Annotated in this window: 17 protein-coding genes and 2 pseudogenes; 2 read left to right on the top strand and 17 right to left on the bottom strand. The window is 41.4% G+C overall.

Features of this window, described 5'->3' with window-relative positions; translation table 11 throughout:
- Nucleotides 1-185: 185 nt before the first annotated feature.
- The 7 genes from HT696_RS08390 to HT696_RS08355 all read right to left on the bottom strand — a co-directional run bounded on the left by HT696_RS08390 (nucleotide 186) and on the right by HT696_RS08355 (nucleotide 7,172).
- On the bottom strand, nucleotides 186-851 hold the full coding sequence (locus HT696_RS08390) for a TrkA family potassium uptake protein (protein WP_050226157.1): 666 nt from the start codon (nucleotides 849-851) through the stop codon (nucleotides 186-188).
- Between the two features lie 13 nt (nucleotides 852-864).
- Nucleotides 865-2,244 carry a potassium transporter TrkG gene (locus HT696_RS08385; protein WP_173283557.1) on the bottom strand — a complete coding sequence of 460 codons (1,380 nt, stop codon included), beginning with the start codon at nucleotides 2,242-2,244 and terminating at the stop codon, nucleotides 865-867.
- Between the two features lie 496 nt (nucleotides 2,245-2,740).
- Nucleotides 2,741-3,505 carry a nucleoside phosphorylase gene (locus tag HT696_RS08380; RefSeq protein WP_173283556.1) on the bottom strand — a complete coding sequence of 255 codons (765 nt, stop codon included), beginning with the start codon at nucleotides 3,503-3,505 and terminating at the stop codon, nucleotides 2,741-2,743.
- Nucleotides 3,506-3,729: 224 nt separating this feature from the next.
- Nucleotides 3,730-3,939: a hypothetical protein gene (locus HT696_RS08375; protein WP_173283555.1), complete on the bottom strand. Its 210-nt coding sequence runs from the start codon at nucleotides 3,937-3,939 to the stop codon at nucleotides 3,730-3,732.
- A gap of 235 nt (nucleotides 3,940-4,174) precedes the next feature.
- Nucleotides 4,175-4,732, bottom strand: a complete 558-nt coding sequence (locus tag HT696_RS08365; RefSeq protein WP_173283554.1) for a sugar O-acetyltransferase — start codon at nucleotides 4,730-4,732, stop codon at nucleotides 4,175-4,177.
- A gap of 106 nt (nucleotides 4,733-4,838) precedes the next feature.
- Nucleotides 4,839-5,693, bottom strand: coding sequence for a VOC family protein (locus HT696_RS08360; protein WP_173283553.1), 855 nt, complete (start codon nucleotides 5,691-5,693; stop codon nucleotides 4,839-4,841).
- Nucleotides 5,694-5,933: 240 nt separating this feature from the next.
- Nucleotides 5,934-7,172 carry a carbohydrate-binding domain-containing protein gene (locus tag HT696_RS08355; RefSeq protein ID WP_173283552.1) on the bottom strand — a complete coding sequence of 413 codons (1,239 nt, stop codon included), beginning with the start codon at nucleotides 7,170-7,172 and terminating at the stop codon, nucleotides 5,934-5,936.
- A gap of 229 nt (nucleotides 7,173-7,401) precedes the next feature.
- Between HT696_RS08355 and HT696_RS08350 the strand changes: the two genes are divergently transcribed.
- A complete protein-coding gene (locus HT696_RS08350) occupies nucleotides 7,402-8,178 on the top strand; it encodes a polyphosphate polymerase domain-containing protein (protein WP_173283551.1) in 777 nt (258 codons plus the stop codon).
- A complete protein-coding gene (locus HT696_RS08345; protein ID WP_173283550.1) occupies nucleotides 8,171-8,854 on the top strand; it encodes a DUF4956 domain-containing protein in 684 nt (227 codons plus the stop codon). The genes HT696_RS08350 and HT696_RS08345 overlap by 8 nt, the downstream gene beginning before the upstream one ends.
- Nucleotides 8,855-9,079: 225 nt before the next feature.
- Here the strand turns inward: HT696_RS08345 and HT696_RS10920 are convergent.
- The 10 genes and pseudogenes from HT696_RS10920 to HT696_RS08295 all read right to left on the bottom strand — a co-directional run.
- Nucleotides 9,080-9,757 (bottom strand): annotated as a pseudogene (locus HT696_RS10920) (hypothetical protein); the annotation flags it as partial.
- 668 nt (nucleotides 9,758-10,425) lie between these two features.
- Nucleotides 10,426-10,890, bottom strand: a complete 465-nt coding sequence (locus HT696_RS10915; protein WP_173283548.1) for an ATPase — start codon at nucleotides 10,888-10,890, stop codon at nucleotides 10,426-10,428.
- A 473-nt stretch (nucleotides 10,891-11,363) separates the two neighbouring features.
- On the bottom strand, nucleotides 11,364-12,551 hold the full coding sequence (locus HT696_RS08330) for a CAP domain-containing protein (RefSeq protein WP_173283547.1): 1,188 nt from the start codon (nucleotides 12,549-12,551) through the stop codon (nucleotides 11,364-11,366).
- A gap of 135 nt (nucleotides 12,552-12,686) precedes the next feature.
- Nucleotides 12,687-13,724 (bottom strand): aldose epimerase family protein, encoded by a 1,038-nt coding sequence (locus tag HT696_RS08325; protein ID WP_173283546.1) that lies wholly within the window; start codon nucleotides 13,722-13,724, stop codon nucleotides 12,687-12,689.
- Nucleotides 13,725-13,840: 116 nt separating this feature from the next.
- Nucleotides 13,841-15,007, bottom strand: coding sequence for an SIS domain-containing protein (locus HT696_RS08320; protein ID WP_173218985.1), 1,167 nt, complete (start codon nucleotides 15,005-15,007; stop codon nucleotides 13,841-13,843).
- Between the two features lie 99 nt (nucleotides 15,008-15,106).
- The gene (locus HT696_RS08315; protein WP_173218987.1) at nucleotides 15,107-15,511 is read right to left on the bottom strand and encodes a PTS sugar transporter subunit IIA; all 405 of its coding nucleotides are present in this window, start codon (nucleotides 15,509-15,511) and stop codon (nucleotides 15,107-15,109) included.
- 5 nt (nucleotides 15,512-15,516) lie between these two features.
- On the bottom strand, nucleotides 15,517-16,332 hold the full coding sequence (locus HT696_RS08310) for a PTS system mannose/fructose/sorbose family transporter subunit IID (protein ID WP_173282998.1): 816 nt from the start codon (nucleotides 16,330-16,332) through the stop codon (nucleotides 15,517-15,519).
- Entirely contained in the window at nucleotides 16,319-17,224 is a 906-nt protein-coding gene (locus HT696_RS08305) for a PTS mannose/fructose/sorbose/N-acetylgalactosamine transporter subunit IIC (protein WP_000617006.1), read from the bottom strand. The genes HT696_RS08310 and HT696_RS08305 overlap by 14 nt, the downstream gene beginning before the upstream one ends.
- A gap of 27 nt (nucleotides 17,225-17,251) precedes the next feature.
- Nucleotides 17,252-17,728, bottom strand: a complete 477-nt coding sequence (locus HT696_RS08300; RefSeq protein WP_173283545.1) for a PTS system mannose/fructose/N-acetylgalactosamine-transporter subunit IIB — start codon at nucleotides 17,726-17,728, stop codon at nucleotides 17,252-17,254.
- Nucleotides 17,725-18,398 (bottom strand): annotated as a pseudogene (locus HT696_RS08295) (beta-galactosidase); the annotation flags it as partial. The gene HT696_RS08300 and the pseudogene HT696_RS08295, both read right to left, overlap by 4 nt.

Below are 18,398 nucleotides of genomic sequence, written 5' to 3'. Positions count from 1 at the left end.
AGTGTTTTGAGCAGCCTGTGGCTAGTTTCCTAGTTTGCTCTTTGATTTTCATTGAGTATTACTCTCTCTTGTCACTTCTTTCTATTCTACCATAAAGTCCAGCCTTTGAAGAACTTTTACTAGAATACAAGGCTTCTGTCTCTCTTTGCCATATTGGGCATCAAAAAAGAGGGAAGCTCCCTCTTTTACGAATTCAATGCTGCTAGGGTATCCAAATACTGGTTGTTGATGACTGCCAAAATATAGGTATCTGCCTTCAAAAGGTCATCTGGTCCAAATTCAACATCCAATGGGGAATTTTCCTGCTCTCGGAAACCCAAAATATTCAGATTGTATTTGCCACGGAGGTCTAATTCACTCAAACTTTGACCTGCCCAAGACTGAGGAATCTTCATCTCCACAATAGAGACATTTTTATCCAACTGAAAGACATCAACACTATTATGGAAAAGAATGGTCTGTGCTAGGGACTGCCCCATTTCATACTCTGGCGAAATCACCGAGTCAGCTCCAATCTTTTCTAGCACTTTCTTAGCTGTATGACTTTTGACCTTGGCAATAACAGTCGGTACCCCCAAACTCTTACAGTGCATAACCGCAAGCACACTCGACTCCAGATTTTCACCTGTCGCGACTACAACGGTATCGCAGGTATCAATTCCTGCTGATCTCAATAACTCTTCGTCTGTGATGTCACCAATCACTCCACGCGCCAAAACTGGCTCAAACTGATTGATGCGCTCTGCGTGGTCATCAATAGCGATAATATTCATATCCTGCTTGGCTAGGGCAGCTAGGACACTGCTCCCAAAAATTCCCAAGCCTAAAATTCCAATCGTACGATCTGACATGCTCTTTCCTTTCTTAACCAATACTAATATCTGCTTTCATATAATGAATCATATCTTTCTTTTCTGGATGGTAATCTGCTAGACTGACCAGCAGGGTCAAGGGACCAATTCGTCCGATAAACATGAGAACCATAATCACACTTAGAGCTAATTTCCCTAAATCTGGAGTTAAATTTGCCGTCACTCCGACTGTCCCAAGAGCAGAAATGGTTTCAAATATGAGGTGGATAAAGGGAGGATTTCCCTTGGCTGTGATCCCTAGTAAAATCAAGCCCAGCAAGAAGGTCATCAAAAAGATAATAAAGACACTAAAGGATTTTTGAACCGTTCGTGGCGCAATCGTTCGTCTCGCAACATTGGCATGAGGCAAGCCCAAAAGCTCACTTCGCGCAAAGACCAAGAGGACAAAAAATGTGGTAATCTTGAGCCCCCCAGCTGTTCCTCCTGGAGCCCCACCTAGAAACATCTGCAAGATATAAATCAATAAGGTAACAGGACGAGCCATGCTGTAATCAATTGTCCCAAAACCAGCCGTTCTCATGCTGACAGTTTGGAAAAAGCTGACCAAGACCTTATCTGCAACAGGGAGATTGCCAATCGTCCCTTCATTGTTCCATTCAAGAGCCAGACTGCTCACCGTCCCAAAAGCTAGTAGCCCCACCGTCAGTAATAAAACCAGTTTGGTGTGAAAATGCAGGCGCCCTTTTTTCTTTTTCCCTATATGCGTAGCAAGGTCAAACCAGACCATAAATCCAAGACCACCTGTGATAATCAAGCCTGCGATGACCAGATTGACCAAGGGATCAGTCTGAAAAGCAATCAAGCTCGTACTTCCAAAATTATCAAAACCTGCATTACAGAAGGCGGATATAGCTAGAAAAATAGCACTAAAGAGACCGCGCCCCCAGCCAAGTTGAGGAACAAAACGAAAACTGAGGAATAAAGCTCCTAAACCCTCAACCAAAAAAGTCGTGAGAAAAATAGAATAGACAAACTTTCTCAAAGATCGAGTCTCTCCATAACTAAAACTATCCTGAATAGTTGCACGGCTACGAAGACTAAGCTTTTGCTTGCTCTGGATATAGAAAACTCCAATAAAGGTCATGAGCCCCAGACCACCAATCTGAATCAAGAACATACAAATGAGCTGACCCCAAATATTGTAGGTGTCAGCGACAGGCTGGGTAAAAAGTCCTGTCACACAGACCATAGATACAGTTGTAAAAAGATGATCAAAATAAGTCGCTTGAGAGCTAGTCACTTGCACAAAAGGCAAGCTCAAAAGAAGAGAGCCTAGTAAAATGACCAAGGCAAAACTCAAAAAAATACGACGGGCTGGCGATAAACGAGATAAGCCTAGCTCTATTTTTTCCTTAGATAATTTGAATAACATGTTTCCATTGTACCATAAAAAGTTCGAAATGACTTAGATAGGATAAGGCAAAATCTACTAACACCAAGCCTAAAAAATGCCACCTTTTTATTGATAGCTTAGGCAAGAACAAGCCTCGTTCAAGAGTTCATGATAATATGACTGTAAGTCAAAAAAGCAAGACAGGAGCTTTTAACGCCAGCTACTCTATATACTTTTCAGGAGAAAATGAAACACACCATTTTGAATCTGAAATAGTAGGCTACAGCTTCTCAAACATTACTAGAAATTGATGTAACTTACCTAATCAATTTGTTGAGATTTTATTTCATATTACCACAATAAAAACGCATAGTATCAAAGTTTTCATCACCTGATATGATGCGTTTTTCTGATTTTAAAGATTTTTCCCAATCTCAACATGCGTCCAAAAAGAGGAAGATGACCTCGTTTAAACATATTTTTGAAAAGCATGAGCTAGACATTTTATGATAAAACAGACCTTTTGTCAGCACAACTAAAGGAGGTGAACACTTGCTAAACTCAGTTCTAGCGCCTTATCAAAAGCTTGCGAGCCCCAATCACGACTATCGTACTGGTCCAAGTCAGCTAGGGAATCTGCTGTGAACAACAATTCACCCCAGAGAACCCCACGCAATTGAGCTACTGCCGCAAGAGCAGAACACTCCATCTCCACAACAGCACAGCCCTCCTCCTTGCGATAAGCTACCTTTTCAGCCGTTTCTCGGTAAAAACCGTCTGTCGTCCAGGTCATGACTTCTTCATAGGGAATCTCTCTGGTTTCCAAAACTTGCTCAATAGCAGCAATAGCCTCTGGCTGCATTTCCATATAACGAGAAGGTGCCACATAGTGGTAACTGGCTCCTTCATCTCGCAGAGCGCGAACAGGGACTAGAAAGGCATTTTCTTCTATATCAGCCAGCACACCACAGGTACCTGTAGATATAATCTGCTCCACACCATAGCCAATCAACCAATCCATAAACTGGGATGCTGGAGCTGAACCGACAGGAGCCTGAGCCAGACAGACCTCCTCACCCTTATAGTTGATGACATAGACTGGATAGGTCTTGGTGGCAGAAATAAATTCACCGACACAGTTGGCCCCTACTTCCCTCGCATAGCGGTCAATCTCTTCACCTAAAAATGCATAGACACATTTCTTGGGCAAGTGCAAGTCCAGCCCCTCGTGATTGGGCATGATGACTGCCTGAGGATTATCATCAAACTCTAAAATGGGAATCGCATGTTTCTGAATCATAACCCACCTCCTCTAATTTTGTACTATTGTATCAAAAACTGACAAAGTGTCAAGAAAGAGGCTGATGCACTGAGAATAAAAACAATACAATAACAATATTTTTGACAGAGACTCTTTTTAATGGTACAATGGACTTGCTTAAAAGTTCGATGAAATAAGCACATAAGAAAACACCACCGGTTGCCGCCAGTGGTGTTTTTTTGCGCTTGCTCAAGGCGCTCAGGCTATTTCTTTTTCTTGTCGCATTTGCTTGCTACAAATCGGATAAGCCACTCCGATAAGACATTCGCTAGTGTACCAGCAAGAATAGGTAGCAAGACAAGTTCGATGAAATAAGCACATAAGATCACCTCCTGCCTGCGCAGTCTAGTGTTTGCAATCTTGCTATTGTACCATCTCTGACTGAAAATAAATAGAAAAATCATTGACATCATCTAGTCATCCACAAAAACTCTATCCTACACTAATACTTCTTGTATCAAAAAACATCCCAATTACGAGATGCTTTAAAATTGATCAATGAAGCAGACTTGCTAAGATATAGAGTAGGTAAATGTGGGTTGGGTAAAAAATATAGAAGAAGTTTTTATCTCCACTCCCTTTTTCTCCATTATAGAAGAACTAGGGAATGACAGAAAAGAAACAACACCCGCTATTCCTTTTTTACTTCTATTCCACAGGTATTTCCTTAATCACGCGCGCAGGGTTGCCAGCTAATACAACATTGTCCCCAAAGGACTTGGTAATCACTGCCCCTGCTCCTGCGACGACATTATTTCCAAGTGTGACTCCAGGCAGGACAATGACGCCACCACCAGCCCAGAAATTGTCTCCGATTGTGATAGGCTTACCGTACTCAATACCTGAATTACGCTCATGTGGATCCAGCGGATGAAGTGGAGTCAGGAACTGACAGTTGGGACCAATCATGGCATTGTCTCCAATACGAATCGGACAAACATCCAGCATGGTCAAGTTCCAGTTAGAATAAAAATTTTCCCCTAGATGGATATTGACTCCATAATCGACCACTAGGCGTGGATTGACATAAAGATTTTTCCCAGTCGAGCCAAACCAAGCCTTAATGATTTCAGCTCCCTTTAAGGGGTCTTCTTCCTTGTTAAAGGCAGCCTGTTTTTGGCGAGAAACCTGAGCCAAGGCGCGCAATTCTGGGTTTGATGGACAGTAAAACTCTCCTGCTATCATTTTTTGGTATTCGCTAGTCATTGTATTCTTCTCCTTATTCCCTACTATCATATCAAAATTTCTACATATCTGACTAGGATAAGGAGTACTTCCTACAGTTTATGCTTTGATTTTCAACACATCTTGCCTATCTTGCTAAACGAATACGGGACACAATTCCATCTGGGTCTATGATTTCCAACTGGCTCGATGTCAGCCACTTGATAGGCGCCTCAACTTCCTGTCCTCTTTCGGCAATTGCTAGAAGTTCTTCTTTGCTTGCGACTTCAATGACATAGTAGGCCAAGCCGGGTAAACCTTGTTCACGTCTGGCTAGCCTTTTTCCTCCCCACTCGTTGACCGCTAAATGATGATGATAATCCCCAGATGCAATCCAACTAGCGCTAGGCAGACTAAATTTATCCTCTAATCCTAAAATCTTTTGATAAAACTGGCTAGATCCTTGACTATCCTTGACAGAAAGATGGATATGCCCCATGCGCGTAGTAGAGGCTATCTCAAAAGGTTCTACTTTACGTCCCATCTCATATATTTCTTGAGCAGATAAGGCTTCGGTCACTCCGACAATGCGCCCATCCTCACGAATATCCCAGTCCTCTACAGGCTTATCCCGATAAATTTCAATCCCATTCCCTTCTAAATCTTCCAGATAGATTGCTTCACTGTAGCCATGATCCGCCCCACCGACTAGCTGAATTTGCAGCTCTGCTATATGCTTAAATAGATTTGCCAAATCCTCACGACTTGGTAAAAGGATAGCTAGGTGATAGAGACCATAGTGATCTTGCACCTCCTCTAGCCTGTCTGTTTTCAGTAAATGAACCAAAGCCTTTCCACCAGCTCCTAAGATACTTTCAGATTCTGTCTGAGAAAGGATTTCCAATCCTAGAATCTGATGATAGAAGGCAGTCTGACTTGCCAAATCCTTTACATTTAAAACTGCCTCTGCCAAATAAATCTTACTATTGTATGCGTAGGTCATCTATTTCTCCTTTGCTCTTTTATTGTAACTTTATTTATTACATCATTATACTCCTTTTTTACTTGGAGTCAAGTCGAACAACTCAAATAGCAGGACAAAACGATGTTGGGCAAAAAGTCAACTTCAGGAGAAAATGAAGTAAATCTCCCCACAATAAAACACATAGTGCCAAGGTTTCTCAAGACCTGATACTATGCGTTTTTCTGATTTCAAAGACTTCTTGCCCAGCCTCGTTTTTGTTTATCCTCGTCCGCCAGGGGCTGGACCGCCACCTTGAGGACCTCCATTCGGACCTCCACCTCCAGGCATAGAATTGACAATATCAGTTTGTTTTTCGCCGTTGATGTAAATATCCCCACCTGTGTAGGTTGCTGTTCCATCAAAGTCAAAGCCTGATTGCCCTATCAATTTAATGGTTCCACCGGTAACCGTGATATTCCCGTTTGAGTCAATTGGGTCTGTATCTCCTTGACCGACTTCTACAGTTAGATTTCCACCTGTCATAGTAAAGTAAATGTCACTTTGCTGGGCATTTTTATTGGCTGCATTGACCCCATCATCTGTCGCATAGACATTTATATCTCCACCATTGATCGTAATGGATTTCCCTTCAATTCCTTCAGTCGCATTCTTGACTGTGTAAGTACCACTATCAATCACTAGATTTCCAGAAGCGTGAATGCCATCATCTCCTGCTGCGACTGTTATGGTATTGTTCGCCAAATACATATTTCCAACAGTCATATCGTCATCATTGTCAACTTTGACACCATCTTCCTTGGCATCGATGGTCATGGTCGTACCAGTGATGTTAAGTTCATCATTGACATTAAAGGCATCGCCTACCGATGTAATGTTAAAAGTTCCACCTGTGATGTGGAGGGTGTCGTTAGCCTTGATAGCATTGCTTTTCTTGCCATCTATATTGAGAACTCCTGAGCCATTGATGGTCAAATCAACCTTAGAAAAGAGAGCGGCATTTGCCTTTTCATCACTGTTAGAGCTTGAGTCGGACAGGCTATTTGTCGTTCCCTCTGCCAGAGTCAAGTAGACATGACCAGCGCTTGTAGCCGAAATAGCCGCATCTGTATTGGTCATGGTCGCACCTTTTAGAACAAGTTTCACATCATCAGACTTATCAGCTGCAATTTTAATTTGCACTCCGTCAGACTGACCAGAAATGACATAGGTACCTACTTTTGAGATAGTCACTGTTGAGCCAGAAACTGTCACACCGTCTCCAGATACACTTGCAGATGAGCCTGACAATTCAATCTTAGAGGCTGTATTTTCATCATAAGATGTATCGTAGTCCTTTTCTGTAAAATAAGAAGATTGACTGTTTTTAGTTGAAGTTGTGATGGCAGTAGTATCTGCCGCCGCAGTTGTACTTGACTTAGTCGTTGACTGCCCACAAGCTGTCATCAAGGTCAAAGCTGTTAAACTGGTTAAGATTAGAGTCCATTTTTTTGATTTCATACCTTTTTCCTCGCTTTCATTTAGCTTGGGCTTAGTTTACAGGGAAAATCTGAAAAAAATCTGAACTTTTTCTGAAAGTTTTCTTAAGTCCAGTTTCAGTTAAGTTATCTTTAACAAAAGTTTTAGGAAAATTCCATAGACTAATTACAAGCAAGTTCAACTTGCCCAGACACACCTATCTTCTAATCAGATAGAGTGCTGAAACAGTTTGATAAAGGAGACAGGATTTATGAAACCAATTGAAACAAGCTTTAAACGAATTGAAACCAAATATGTCGTTGCCAAGACTGACTTGGCTGATTTAATAGAAGACTTAAAAACATACCTCGTAGAAGATGATTATCCAACATCTACCATTTCTAATATCTACTTTGATACAGAACAATTTGGTATGATTCAAGAGGATAGCCAAGGTACTAAGCGCAAAGAAAAGATTCGGATGCGAACCTATCTCAGTCAAGTCCAGCCTGATAGTCAGGTATTTTTAGAAATCAAATCCAAGGACAGGACTGGTGTCGGGAGAAAATATCGTCTCTTGTCGACTCCCCAGTCTATCACCCAGTTTATGACCAAAGGACAGCTGGATAGCAGCATCAAGGACCAAATGATGATTGAAAAAATTCAGCAACTCCAAGAGGAATATCAGCAAGCCATCATCCCTCGTATGTATATTTACTACGACCGCTTTTCTCTCAAGGAAAAGAAAGAAATTAGCGGATTTCCCTACAATAAAATTCGTGTCACCATTGACCAAAATCTAACCTATCGTGATGAGAATGTCAGTTTATTTTCAGGAAAGGACGGTTTCCCTCTACTAAACGAGGACATTGTCATCATGGAAATTAAAGCTCCAGGTAGAAAACCCCAATGGCTACAAGATATTCTCGACCAATATGGACTGGTAGAGCAGAAATTTTCAAAATACAGCTGCGCCTACCACAAGTCTCAGGGGCTGGACTATAGCCCACGACCAAGCACAGAAAGTGTAGGTACTACTTATGTCTAATCTTTTCAACTCTATCTTCAACGACACAACTGCTACTGCCAATCCTATCCAGCTCTTTCTAGCTCTCTTAGTCAGCCTGTTCTTAGGTTTGGCGCTGACATGGGCCTACAAACACCGTACCCTCTATACACGGGAATTTGCTGTTAGTTTGACCCTACTCCCCTGCTTGATGACCTTGGTCATCTTTCTGGTAAATGGCAGCTTAGGAACCTCTATCGCCGTTGCAGGAACCTTTAGCCTTATTCGTTTCCGTTCAGCCACCAGTGGCTCACGGGAACTAATTGCTATCTTTCTTGCCATGATTATCGGGCTGGCGGCAGGGACAGGCTACCTAACCTTAGCTGTTCTCTTCACTATCTTTATCTTAACGGTATGGCTTCTTTTAGAGAAACAACAAAGCAAGAGCAACCACCAACGTCGCAGACTATTAACCATCACAATTGCGAACCAAGAAGAGAAACTTCAAACTATCCAATCTGGACTGGCACAATTCTGTACTGAGTTAGACCTCATCTCGATTGATACCAGCAATGATGGAGAACAAGTCACCACTGTCTACGAAGTGGATTTCAAGGCTCAAACCGATGATTTTCAAGTCATCAATTACCTCACTAAAGAACAGGATACTTACCAGGTTTCCCTGACCAAGAATGCCAAGAAGAGAAAGAATTTGTAATTTTCAAATCAAATAGCAAACTAAGAGTCTCTTGAGTGCCGCCATTCTTTACCAATCAAAAAACTCCGTAGTCTCTAGCGCCATAGATCAGGCTAGAGATTACAGAGTTATTTTTTAATCTAAACTTCCTACAAGAGTATATTATCTACTGAAAGGATATGGTATTTGTAGGGAATACTTTAAAGAGTTCTTACAGGAAGTCAGTATTAACTAGTTATATTAGGTTTAGTTTACCCATTCACCATTGGCATTGACTCTATAGCCATCTACAGTTGTGTTGACTGCAAGGGCACCTGAGCCATTGACATAGTACCATTTATCTGATACTTTGAACCATTGGCTTGCTTTCATAGCACCTGACGCTTCAAGATAGTACCAAGTACCTCCATCTTTAAGCCAACCTGTTGCCATTGAACCGTTAGCATTTAGGTAGTACCATGAACCGTTGACTTTAGCCCAACCTGTTGCCATAGCGCCGTTAGCGTTGAGGTAGTACCATGAACCATTGTATTGGAGCCATCCTGTCGCCATAGCACCATTAGCGTTGAGGTAGTACCATGAGCCATTGTTTTGGAGCCAACCTGTTACCATAGCACCACTAGCGTTGAGGTAGTACCATGAACCGTTGTCTTGTAGCCATCCTTTCGCCATTGAACCATCAGTATTGTAGAAGTACCACATACCGTTTTCTTGTTTCCAACCTGTTTTTGGAGTGGCTGGTTGTGCTGGTTTTACTACAGAATATGAGCTGTATGATGGAACATATGATGAGTATGAAGGGACATATGTCGGATTAGATGGTCTTGCAGGAACAGAAGGTTGTGCTGGAGTTTCAGTTTTTGGCGGTTGCTGTTGAATCAAGCGGTTATATGCTTCTTCCGATTTACGAGCATAGTCTTCCTCAGCTCTTTGATCGTCTGTTTTCTCTGGTTGAGGAGCTGGAGCTGGTTTTTCTTTAGCTTTATCTTCTTCTGCAGCTTTTTTATTAGCTTCATCTATTGCTTCTTCAGCATCTTCAGCAGTTAATCCATTTTTGAAACCTTCTACAATTTTAGCTCTCGTTTCAGCTGCTTCTTTCTTTAATGCTTCAATCGTTTTTTGTTTTTGTGCTTCTAGTTCTGGATTATTTTTCGTATCAGCTTTTTCTAGCTCTTTAATTGTAGCTTCTAAAGCTTTATCGTAATTAGCTAAAAATTCTTTTTGGGCAGCTGCTTCTTCCTTAGCTTCTTTTTCTTCTGCAACTTCCTCTTCTTTAGCTTTTTCTTCTATTTCTTTTTCAGCGTCTTCTGCAGTTAGACCTTCTTTGAAGCGTTTTTCATAATCAGCCTTCTTATCTGCAGCTCGTTTTTTTAATTCATCAATAAACCCTTGAATTTGTTTTTCTAATTCTGGATCATTTTTTGCATTTTTTAAATCTTCTTCTAATTCTTTAACTGTAGTTTCTAAAGCTTTATCAAAATTAGATAAGAATTCTTTTTGAGCAGCTACTTCGGCTTCTTTCTCAGCCTTTTCAGCCGCCTCAAGTTGTCGCTTGGCAACTTCGAGTTTGTTTTTTTCGATATTTAATTCTTTCAACAGAGGAGTGACTTCAGGAATAGACTCATACATTTTTTTGTATATTCTTCATCCTTAGCTTTCTGTTTTGTTGTTGTTTCATCTACTTTTTTATTCGCTTCATTAAATTTTTTAGTGTATTCCGGTTGGTTTGGATATTTATTTTTTTCTTCTTGTGCTTGTCTTAGTTCAAGATAAGCTTTCTGCAGCTCTCCATTAATTATTTGCCGTTCTTCATCTATTTTTCGAACGGCATTTGCCTTTTCTTCGGCTTTTTTCTGAGCTTCATCGTAATTTTTCTGAGCTTCGGCCACATTTTTTTCTGCCTCAGCAACCTTGCTCTTTGCCTGTTCTACGGTAGATGAAGCAGATGCTGTAGATGCCACCTCCGCTTTCACAGTTACTGGTGGAGACGCAACAAAACCAGCTCCTAAGATAGCGACACTGGCTAGACTTGTTAAAATCATTTTTTTCTTATTCATCTAAATTTACCTCTTTTCTGATAATCATTTTTAGACTATACTTATATTAAGTATACCCCCCCCCACAAATCTTTGTCAAGTGTTTTATATTAAATTTTTGTTACATTTTTGTTCGGAATTTTATTTGTTTTATCAAAGTTTTTATGAAAATCGTTTTGAAAACTTTTGTATTTCTTTACATTCTCTCCCTTAGAGTTTCTCTTTTATACTCACTTGACTTCAAAGACAAGGTGTGTATTTGCTTTTCGATTGCAGATAAAACTCACATTACCATATATCAAAAGGTTGATTTCTGAATTAGGAATAGTCTTGCATATTTGCGATGGATGATGACTCGTTCTTATTTTCAGTAAGTAGCAACTGACTCGAGACACTCCAAAAAAGAGGTCAATGTTCGCCATCAACCTCTTTCTTATCGTTCATTCTTGTTGCTAGTGAGACGGATAACTTACCTCTCAGTCAGCATGTTCATCCTAGCTTACCCATTCACCATTACCATTTACACGGTAACCATCTGGTGTTGTTGTGCTCACTGCCAAAGCTCCAGAACCGTAGGCATAGTACCAGTGTTGACCTACTTTAAACCAACCCGTCTTCATGATCCCTTCTTCATCAAGGTAATACCAGGTACCATTTTCCTTGTACCAGCCTGTTTTCATAGCTCCTGAGCCATCAAAGTAGAACCATCTGCTACCATCTGTTCCCCAGCCTGTAAACATAGCGCCTGAGTTACTTAGATAATACACCGATCCGTCAACTTCTACAAATCCAGTCTGCATGACACCTAGGTCATTCAAGTAGTACCATTGACCACCTGTTTTCAACCAGCCTGTCTTCACATCACCAGACTCATAAAAATACCACTTGCCATTAGACTGCACCCAGCCAGACTGATCAGACGTGGATTTTCTGAAATCTTTCAGCGGTGTTTCTACAACTATGGCTTTACTTTTAACTGTTGAAAGGTTTGAGGCAGTCACTTCTGTGTACTGAACAGCAGAACCATATCCACCAGCCAATTCCTCCGAAGAAGTCGTAGTTCCTAGAGCCAGAGCAACCGTTGCTGCCTTCTGAGGACTAGCTGCATTTTTAAAAGCAGCAAGACCCACATGGGTAAATTTAGGGTTAATCAAGTTCTCATAATAAGATGAAAATTCTTTTGATGTTTTATCTTTCTTTTTCGCCACATATTGCGCCTTTTCAGCATGCCAATTTTCAATGGCTTTTAGAAATCCTTCAGGATTCAAATCTAAAGCTTCTCCACTTAGGCTATTACCAGCTGGAAAGGCAGTCCAGTTGTTTTTACTGGAAAGACGTTCAGCCTTCAGCGCAACGGATACCTCAGCAGCGCGTACAAAAGCCGTTTTCTCATGGTCAACTGACCATTTGACAGGGACATACTTATCTACCAAACCTTCGTCCGCTGCTTCTTTACGAATAGCATTAATGGCATCCAAAATAGATTGTTGATGAGGAGCCACAAATTCTCCTTTGATTCCAACCAAAACATTGCCACTAGAAGGTTTTAGCACCTCTGAGGTCAATACATTACCATCAGTAGATTGTGTTGCAACCAGTCTGTCATTCGCAAAAACATCATTTGTCAAAACTGCTCCTGCCAAGGTCAAGGCTAAGGCGCTAGCAAATACAATTTTCTTCATTTTCTTTCTTACTCCTTATTGTAGTTTGAATATTATCTTAACAGATACCTTTCAACGTTTAATTATATCATATTTTCCTACTATTTGTCTCTGCTTACCTATTCCTAAATCCCAAAAGTAGGCGCAATGATTCTTTTATTTCACAACAAGCTCATAACGTGTCTTACTTGTAAAGATTTGACCGGCTTTGAGAATGACTTGGTCTTTGAGGTTACTGTGAATGGCATCTGGTAAAGCTTGCGCTTCAAGGGCAATCCCATTGTGCTGTACCATTGGCTGACCTCTTATGATGACACTCTCATCCACAAAGTTTGCTGTGTAGACTACAAAGCAAGGAGCCTCTGTCTTGAAGAGCAGGAAGCGACCTGAGTTTTGGTCATAAAGGAAACCAGCATTATCATGACCTGCAGGAAGGGCAAATGGATGATCCAAACCAGATACCAGCTGGATTTGCTCATCTTCTTCTGCAAAGATATCCTTCAACAAGGCACCATTGTAGATGTGTTTGACCACATCACGATTGGCATCTGGAGTTTTGGCTGGAACACCGTCGGGAGCAATTGGATAAATGCCCTCTGTGTTTAGTTGGAAGACATGGCGGTCAATGGTCTGCGTGAAATCACCAGACAAGTTGAAATAGCTGTGGTTGGTTGGATTGACCAGCGTATCCTGATCTGTTGTTACCTTGTAGCTGATTTCATAGGCACCAGTTTCTTCCAAGTTGTAGCTAATCCAGATTTTAAGATTGCCAGGAAATCCTCCTGTCCCATCTGTGCGCTCTGTGTAGAAGGTCAAGCCATGGTCGCTTACTTCTTCAACTTCAAACAAGCTGGAATCCCAACCAGTTGAACCACTGTGGTTACAGTTGCTAGCATTGTTGACTTCAAGGTCATAGGTCTTGCCATTAAGCTCAAAGATTGCACCTGCGATACGACCTGCCACGGGACCCACACTAGCTCCATGCTTGGGACTATTGCCTACATAGCTATCAAAGTCATCAAATCCCAAGATAACGTTGGCAAAATTTCCAGCCTTATCAGGTGTAACATAGCGCAAGATGGTCGCACCATAAGTCATGACCTCAAGCTGGTAACCACCGTCCGTCTCAAATCGATAGGCCAAGACATCTTGTCCCTCAACATTTCCAAACACACGCTCTGTGTATGCTTTCATTCTGTTCTCCTTTTACTATTTCTCTCAATCAAACAAACCATAGAAAGCGAATTGACAATCTATGGTTTACTTGTATGATTTACAAACTCCTTTATCAAGAATTCATAAACACTGTCTTACTTTTGATATTCGTGGATGATAACACCTTGTACCACACGGTTTACTGTACCAGTAGGAGACGGTGTATCTGGTTTATTTTCGACCTTAAGTGAAGTCAATAGGGCAAAGAGTTGAGCATAAACGATGTAAGGGAAGACACGGTAAATATCATTCAAGACACCGCCACAACCAAGGGCCACTTCTTTGACATTTTCAAGACCAAAGGCTTGATCACTCAAAAGCACAACACGACGAGCAATCTGGTCACCAGCAACCTCACGAACCAAGTCCAAGTCGTACTTACGAGTGTAGTCTGTCGTTGTCCCAAAGACCAAGACAACTGTATCTTCGTTGATCAGAGATTTTGGACCGTGACGGAAGCCAACTGGACTTTCATACATGGTCGCCACTTGGCCAGCTGTCAATTCCAAAATCTTGAGCTGAGCTTCATGAGCAAGTCCAAAGAAAGGACCTGCACCAAGGTAGATGACACGGTTAAAGTCTAGGTCAACAAGTTCTTTGACATCTTCTGGATTGTCTAGGATTTTACGGGCAAGACTAGATACAACTTCAAAACGTTCAGCTTTCACAGCAAATTCTGTAGGATCAAAGACCAAGAGAGCTGTCAACATCATAGACGTAAAGCTAGAGGTCATAGCAAATCCAGCGTCATTAGAAGCAGCTGGTTGCAAGAGCAAGAGATTACGGTCATCACCGTGGGCTTGAAGAGCCAATTTACCGTCCGTTGCACACGTAATCGTCACTTGGTAAAGCTCATCCACCAAGGCCTTGGCCAAATCAACAGTCGCCACACTTTCAGGTGAATTTCCGCTGCGAGCAAAAGATACTAGGACAGTTGCCACATCTTTTTTCAAATAAGTTTCTGGATTGGCAACAATATCTGTGGTCGCAATAGCATTGAAATTCCATTTGCGTTCGTCATAGACTTCCTTAAAGTAAGGCACCAAGGTATCTCCCACATAAGCAGAAGTCCCAGCACCTGTCAAAATAACCTTGATATAGTCATGTTTATCAGCAATCCCTTGTAGGAAGGCTGCAATTTCTTCACCTTTTGCTTGATAAGATTCAAAAGCTTCTTTCCATACGTCAGGCTGTTGGTAGATTTCACGTGTAGTGATTTCTGCACCCAATTCGATCAAGTCTTCTTTTGTATAATGTAGCATTGAGTTCCTCTTTTTCTATCAAATATGGGAATGGGAGTAAGCCCCATTCCCATGTATATTCTATATAAGTTGTTCTGACGATGTTCACGTTGTCACATCTTATTCATCTTCGTCATCATCGAAGCCCGCTAACAGGTCATTAACTTTCACAATGCTTTCTGCAGCACGGTTCTTATAGTCCGCATCTGCGCCTGTAAGGCTCGCATTGATAAATTCAATCACCATTGGAAGATTCATCCCTGCGTAAAGTTCGATGTCACGACCTTCCATAATCAAACGGCTTACCACGTTACAAGGTGTCCCACCGAGAAGATCCGCAAAGACTAGGAAATCATCCAATCCTTCAATAGCAGCTTCGAATTTTGCAGTAAAGTCTTCTGGCCCATCTTCTGGAAGAAGAGCTACTGTATGAATGTTGTCTTGTGGGCCCATAATCATTTCCGTACTACCTTTAAGCTCTTCACAGAAGCGACCATGGCTCACCAAAATCAATGATTTCGCCATAAAAATTACATTCCAAGTGCAAAGTGACCAAGGGCAGAAAGAACCAAAGCAAGTACGATAATAATACCGATAGCTTTAGTAGAGTTCATACCTTTCTTACCAAGCAACCAGAAGATAAAGGCAGTAAAGATTGCTGGAAGCAAACGTGGGAAGATTTGGTTCAAGATGTCTTGGAAATCAATCATCTTTTCACCGATTGGCAACTTGTAAGAAATTTCAAAGTTAATCACTGTTGCTACAAGAGCACCCATCATGAAGACACCAAGTACAGATGCAGCGTCAATCAAAGCTGTCAAAGTACTTTGCATGTTGTTGATAAGGTTAACCCCTTCTTTGTAGGCAAATTCCAACTGTTTCCAACGGAAGATGTCATACGCTACTGCAACTGCAATCCAAAGGAAGATACCCCAAGGTTGACCAGCGATAGCCATAGTTGCTGCGACTGACCCCATGATAGCAGGTACAAGTGAACCAAAGATTGTATCCCCAAGAGGAGCGAATGGTCCCATCAAACCTGTCTTGATACCGTTAACGGCGTCTTTTGAACCTACACCATCTTTTTCTTCCATGGCAAGGTCAAAACCAGCGATAATGGTATGGAAGAATGGTGAAGTATTGAAGAATTGAGTATGAACTTTCATCATTTCTTTCAATTCAGGAGTTCCATCACCATACATTTTACGCAATTGAGGCAAGATCATGTAAAGGTAACCAGAAGCTTGCATACGTTCGTAGTTCCAACCTAATTGGAAAGTAAACAAGCTACGTTTGTTGATTTGATTAAAATCTTCTTTTGTTAGTTTGTAATTAGAATTCGTCATCTTCGATTTCCCCACTTTCTGATGGTGTAGAAGGTGCTGCTACAGCTACTTTTTGGCTATTTTTGAAGTGAAGCACTGCAAGGAAGATACCTACGATAGAGATACCAATCATAGACAAACCTTTGAAGTTGTTCACGAAACCAATTTTTTCAGCAACTTCAGCAGGAAGAGTACCTACGATACCAGCAACAGCGCCACCAAGACCTGTTACATATGAGTAAAGAACAGTCAACATAGCTGTCAAACCAAATCCCATAGCAAGGTAGTGAAGGTTACGTTTAACTGGAAGGTAACGAAGCAAGATTGCAAATCCAAGACCTGGAAGCATACGTCCTGCAAGTGTCAAACCATCTGCAACCCATTGGTATTCTGTAACGAAGTCTACTACGCCTTGTACAAATTCACCACCAAAAGCAAGGGCAAAGAAGACTGGAAGGGCACGAGATAGAGCCCACGGAATCGCACCAAGTAAGTAGTTGCGTTCAATACCTTTATAGTCATAGCGTTCGATTGCAGCATCCACACGGTGAGCGAAGAAGGTAGTAGTCATACGTCCAAGAACGTCGAAGTAAGTCAAGAGAGCTGCTACTGGTACAGCGATTGTAGTAATTGCAAGCGGTGCATCAATTCCTTGTGAAACAGAGAAGGCTGTCGCAAGAACCGCACCAGAAGTTGCGTCGATACGAGAAGCACCACCGAAGGTACCAACCCCAAGAACGAACAGTTGCAAGTTACCACCGATAAGCAAACCAGTAGTCACATCTCCCATGATTAAACCAGTAATGAAACCAGCAAATACAGGAGAACCTGCAGATGAAACGATCGTCAACTCATCACAGATTTGATAAGCTGAGTACAAAGTGAGAAGTAAAATTTGCCACCATTGTATCATAACAATGACCTCCTAAAAAATTTTTTCCTATTTTAATAAGCTCAAAAAGTCTGAAATTGGATCATTTGGAACCATTTGAGCAGTAAGTTTAACACCTTTTTCTGCTAGTTTGCGGAAGTCTTCCACATCCTTGTCCACTACGTTGATAGAACGTGTAATAGAACGAGTTTCTGGTGTTTGAGACATATTCCCAACATTAAGGGTTTCAAGTGGTACACCTGCTTCTACCAAACCAAGGAAGCGGTCTGGCTTACGAGCCACGATAAAGAGACGTTGGCTATCGTATTTACCAGCAAGAATATTGGCTGCGGCTTTCTCAACTGGCAAAATACTCAATTTTACACCTGGTGGTGTCGCAAGTTTCAAACCACTCTTTTCAACGTCATTGTTGACAACTTCGTTATCTACAACCATAATACGTGAAACATTTAGTTTCCCAGCCCAAAGATTGGCTACTTGTCCGTGGATCAAACGTCCATCGATACGGCATCCTACAATTGTCATAAGTTTTCCCCCTTTATGTGTTTTAGTGTAGGTTTACGAGTTAAATGAATCTCTTCTTTATATTGGCCCTCTGTTTCAAAGATGATGATGCGGTTGGCACCTTCCTTGAGATAGCTATGAGGAATATAAAGCGAGAGTGTTGGGCCGACGTTCCAAAAACGTCCTAGATTCTGCCCATTGACAAAGGCAACTCCCTTACCAAACTCAGACAAGTCTAGGTAAGTATCTTTTGGCTCTTGGACTGTAAAGTCATAAGCATAAAAGGCTGGTTGTCCTTGAGTCCATCCTTTTGAAAAATCAATTTTCTCAGGATTGTCTAGTGGGAGTGGATAGTGTTTCCAGTTTAGTAAGAAATGCAAATCCTTACAAACCCCTGTCCGAATTCCCTTACGTTGCGTATCCGCTAAGAACTTATGCCCATAGTTGACACGCCCCATATTTTCTATCAATATATCAATCCTAGATAACGCTTTCTTTTCACCTTGATAGAAAATATCTTCCCCAATCTCTGTCTGATATTGGGTTTTAACCCACTGACCATCGACATACAGCTGGGCCCTATCTCGACCATCAATGATACGAAGTCTTTCTTCTTCTGCATCCCAGTTTGTTTCTGTTCGATAGAGTAGGTAGCCATAGCTTTGTCCCAACTGGTAAATTCCCAAACTAA

This window comes from Streptococcus sp. 9903, from assembly GCF_013276625.1.
In the GTDB taxonomy this organism is placed as follows: Bacteria; Bacillota; Bacilli; order Lactobacillales; family Streptococcaceae; genus Streptococcus.
The sequence above is the reverse complement of the archived record's forward strand: the minus strand, read 5'-3'. Positions and strand labels throughout refer to the sequence as shown.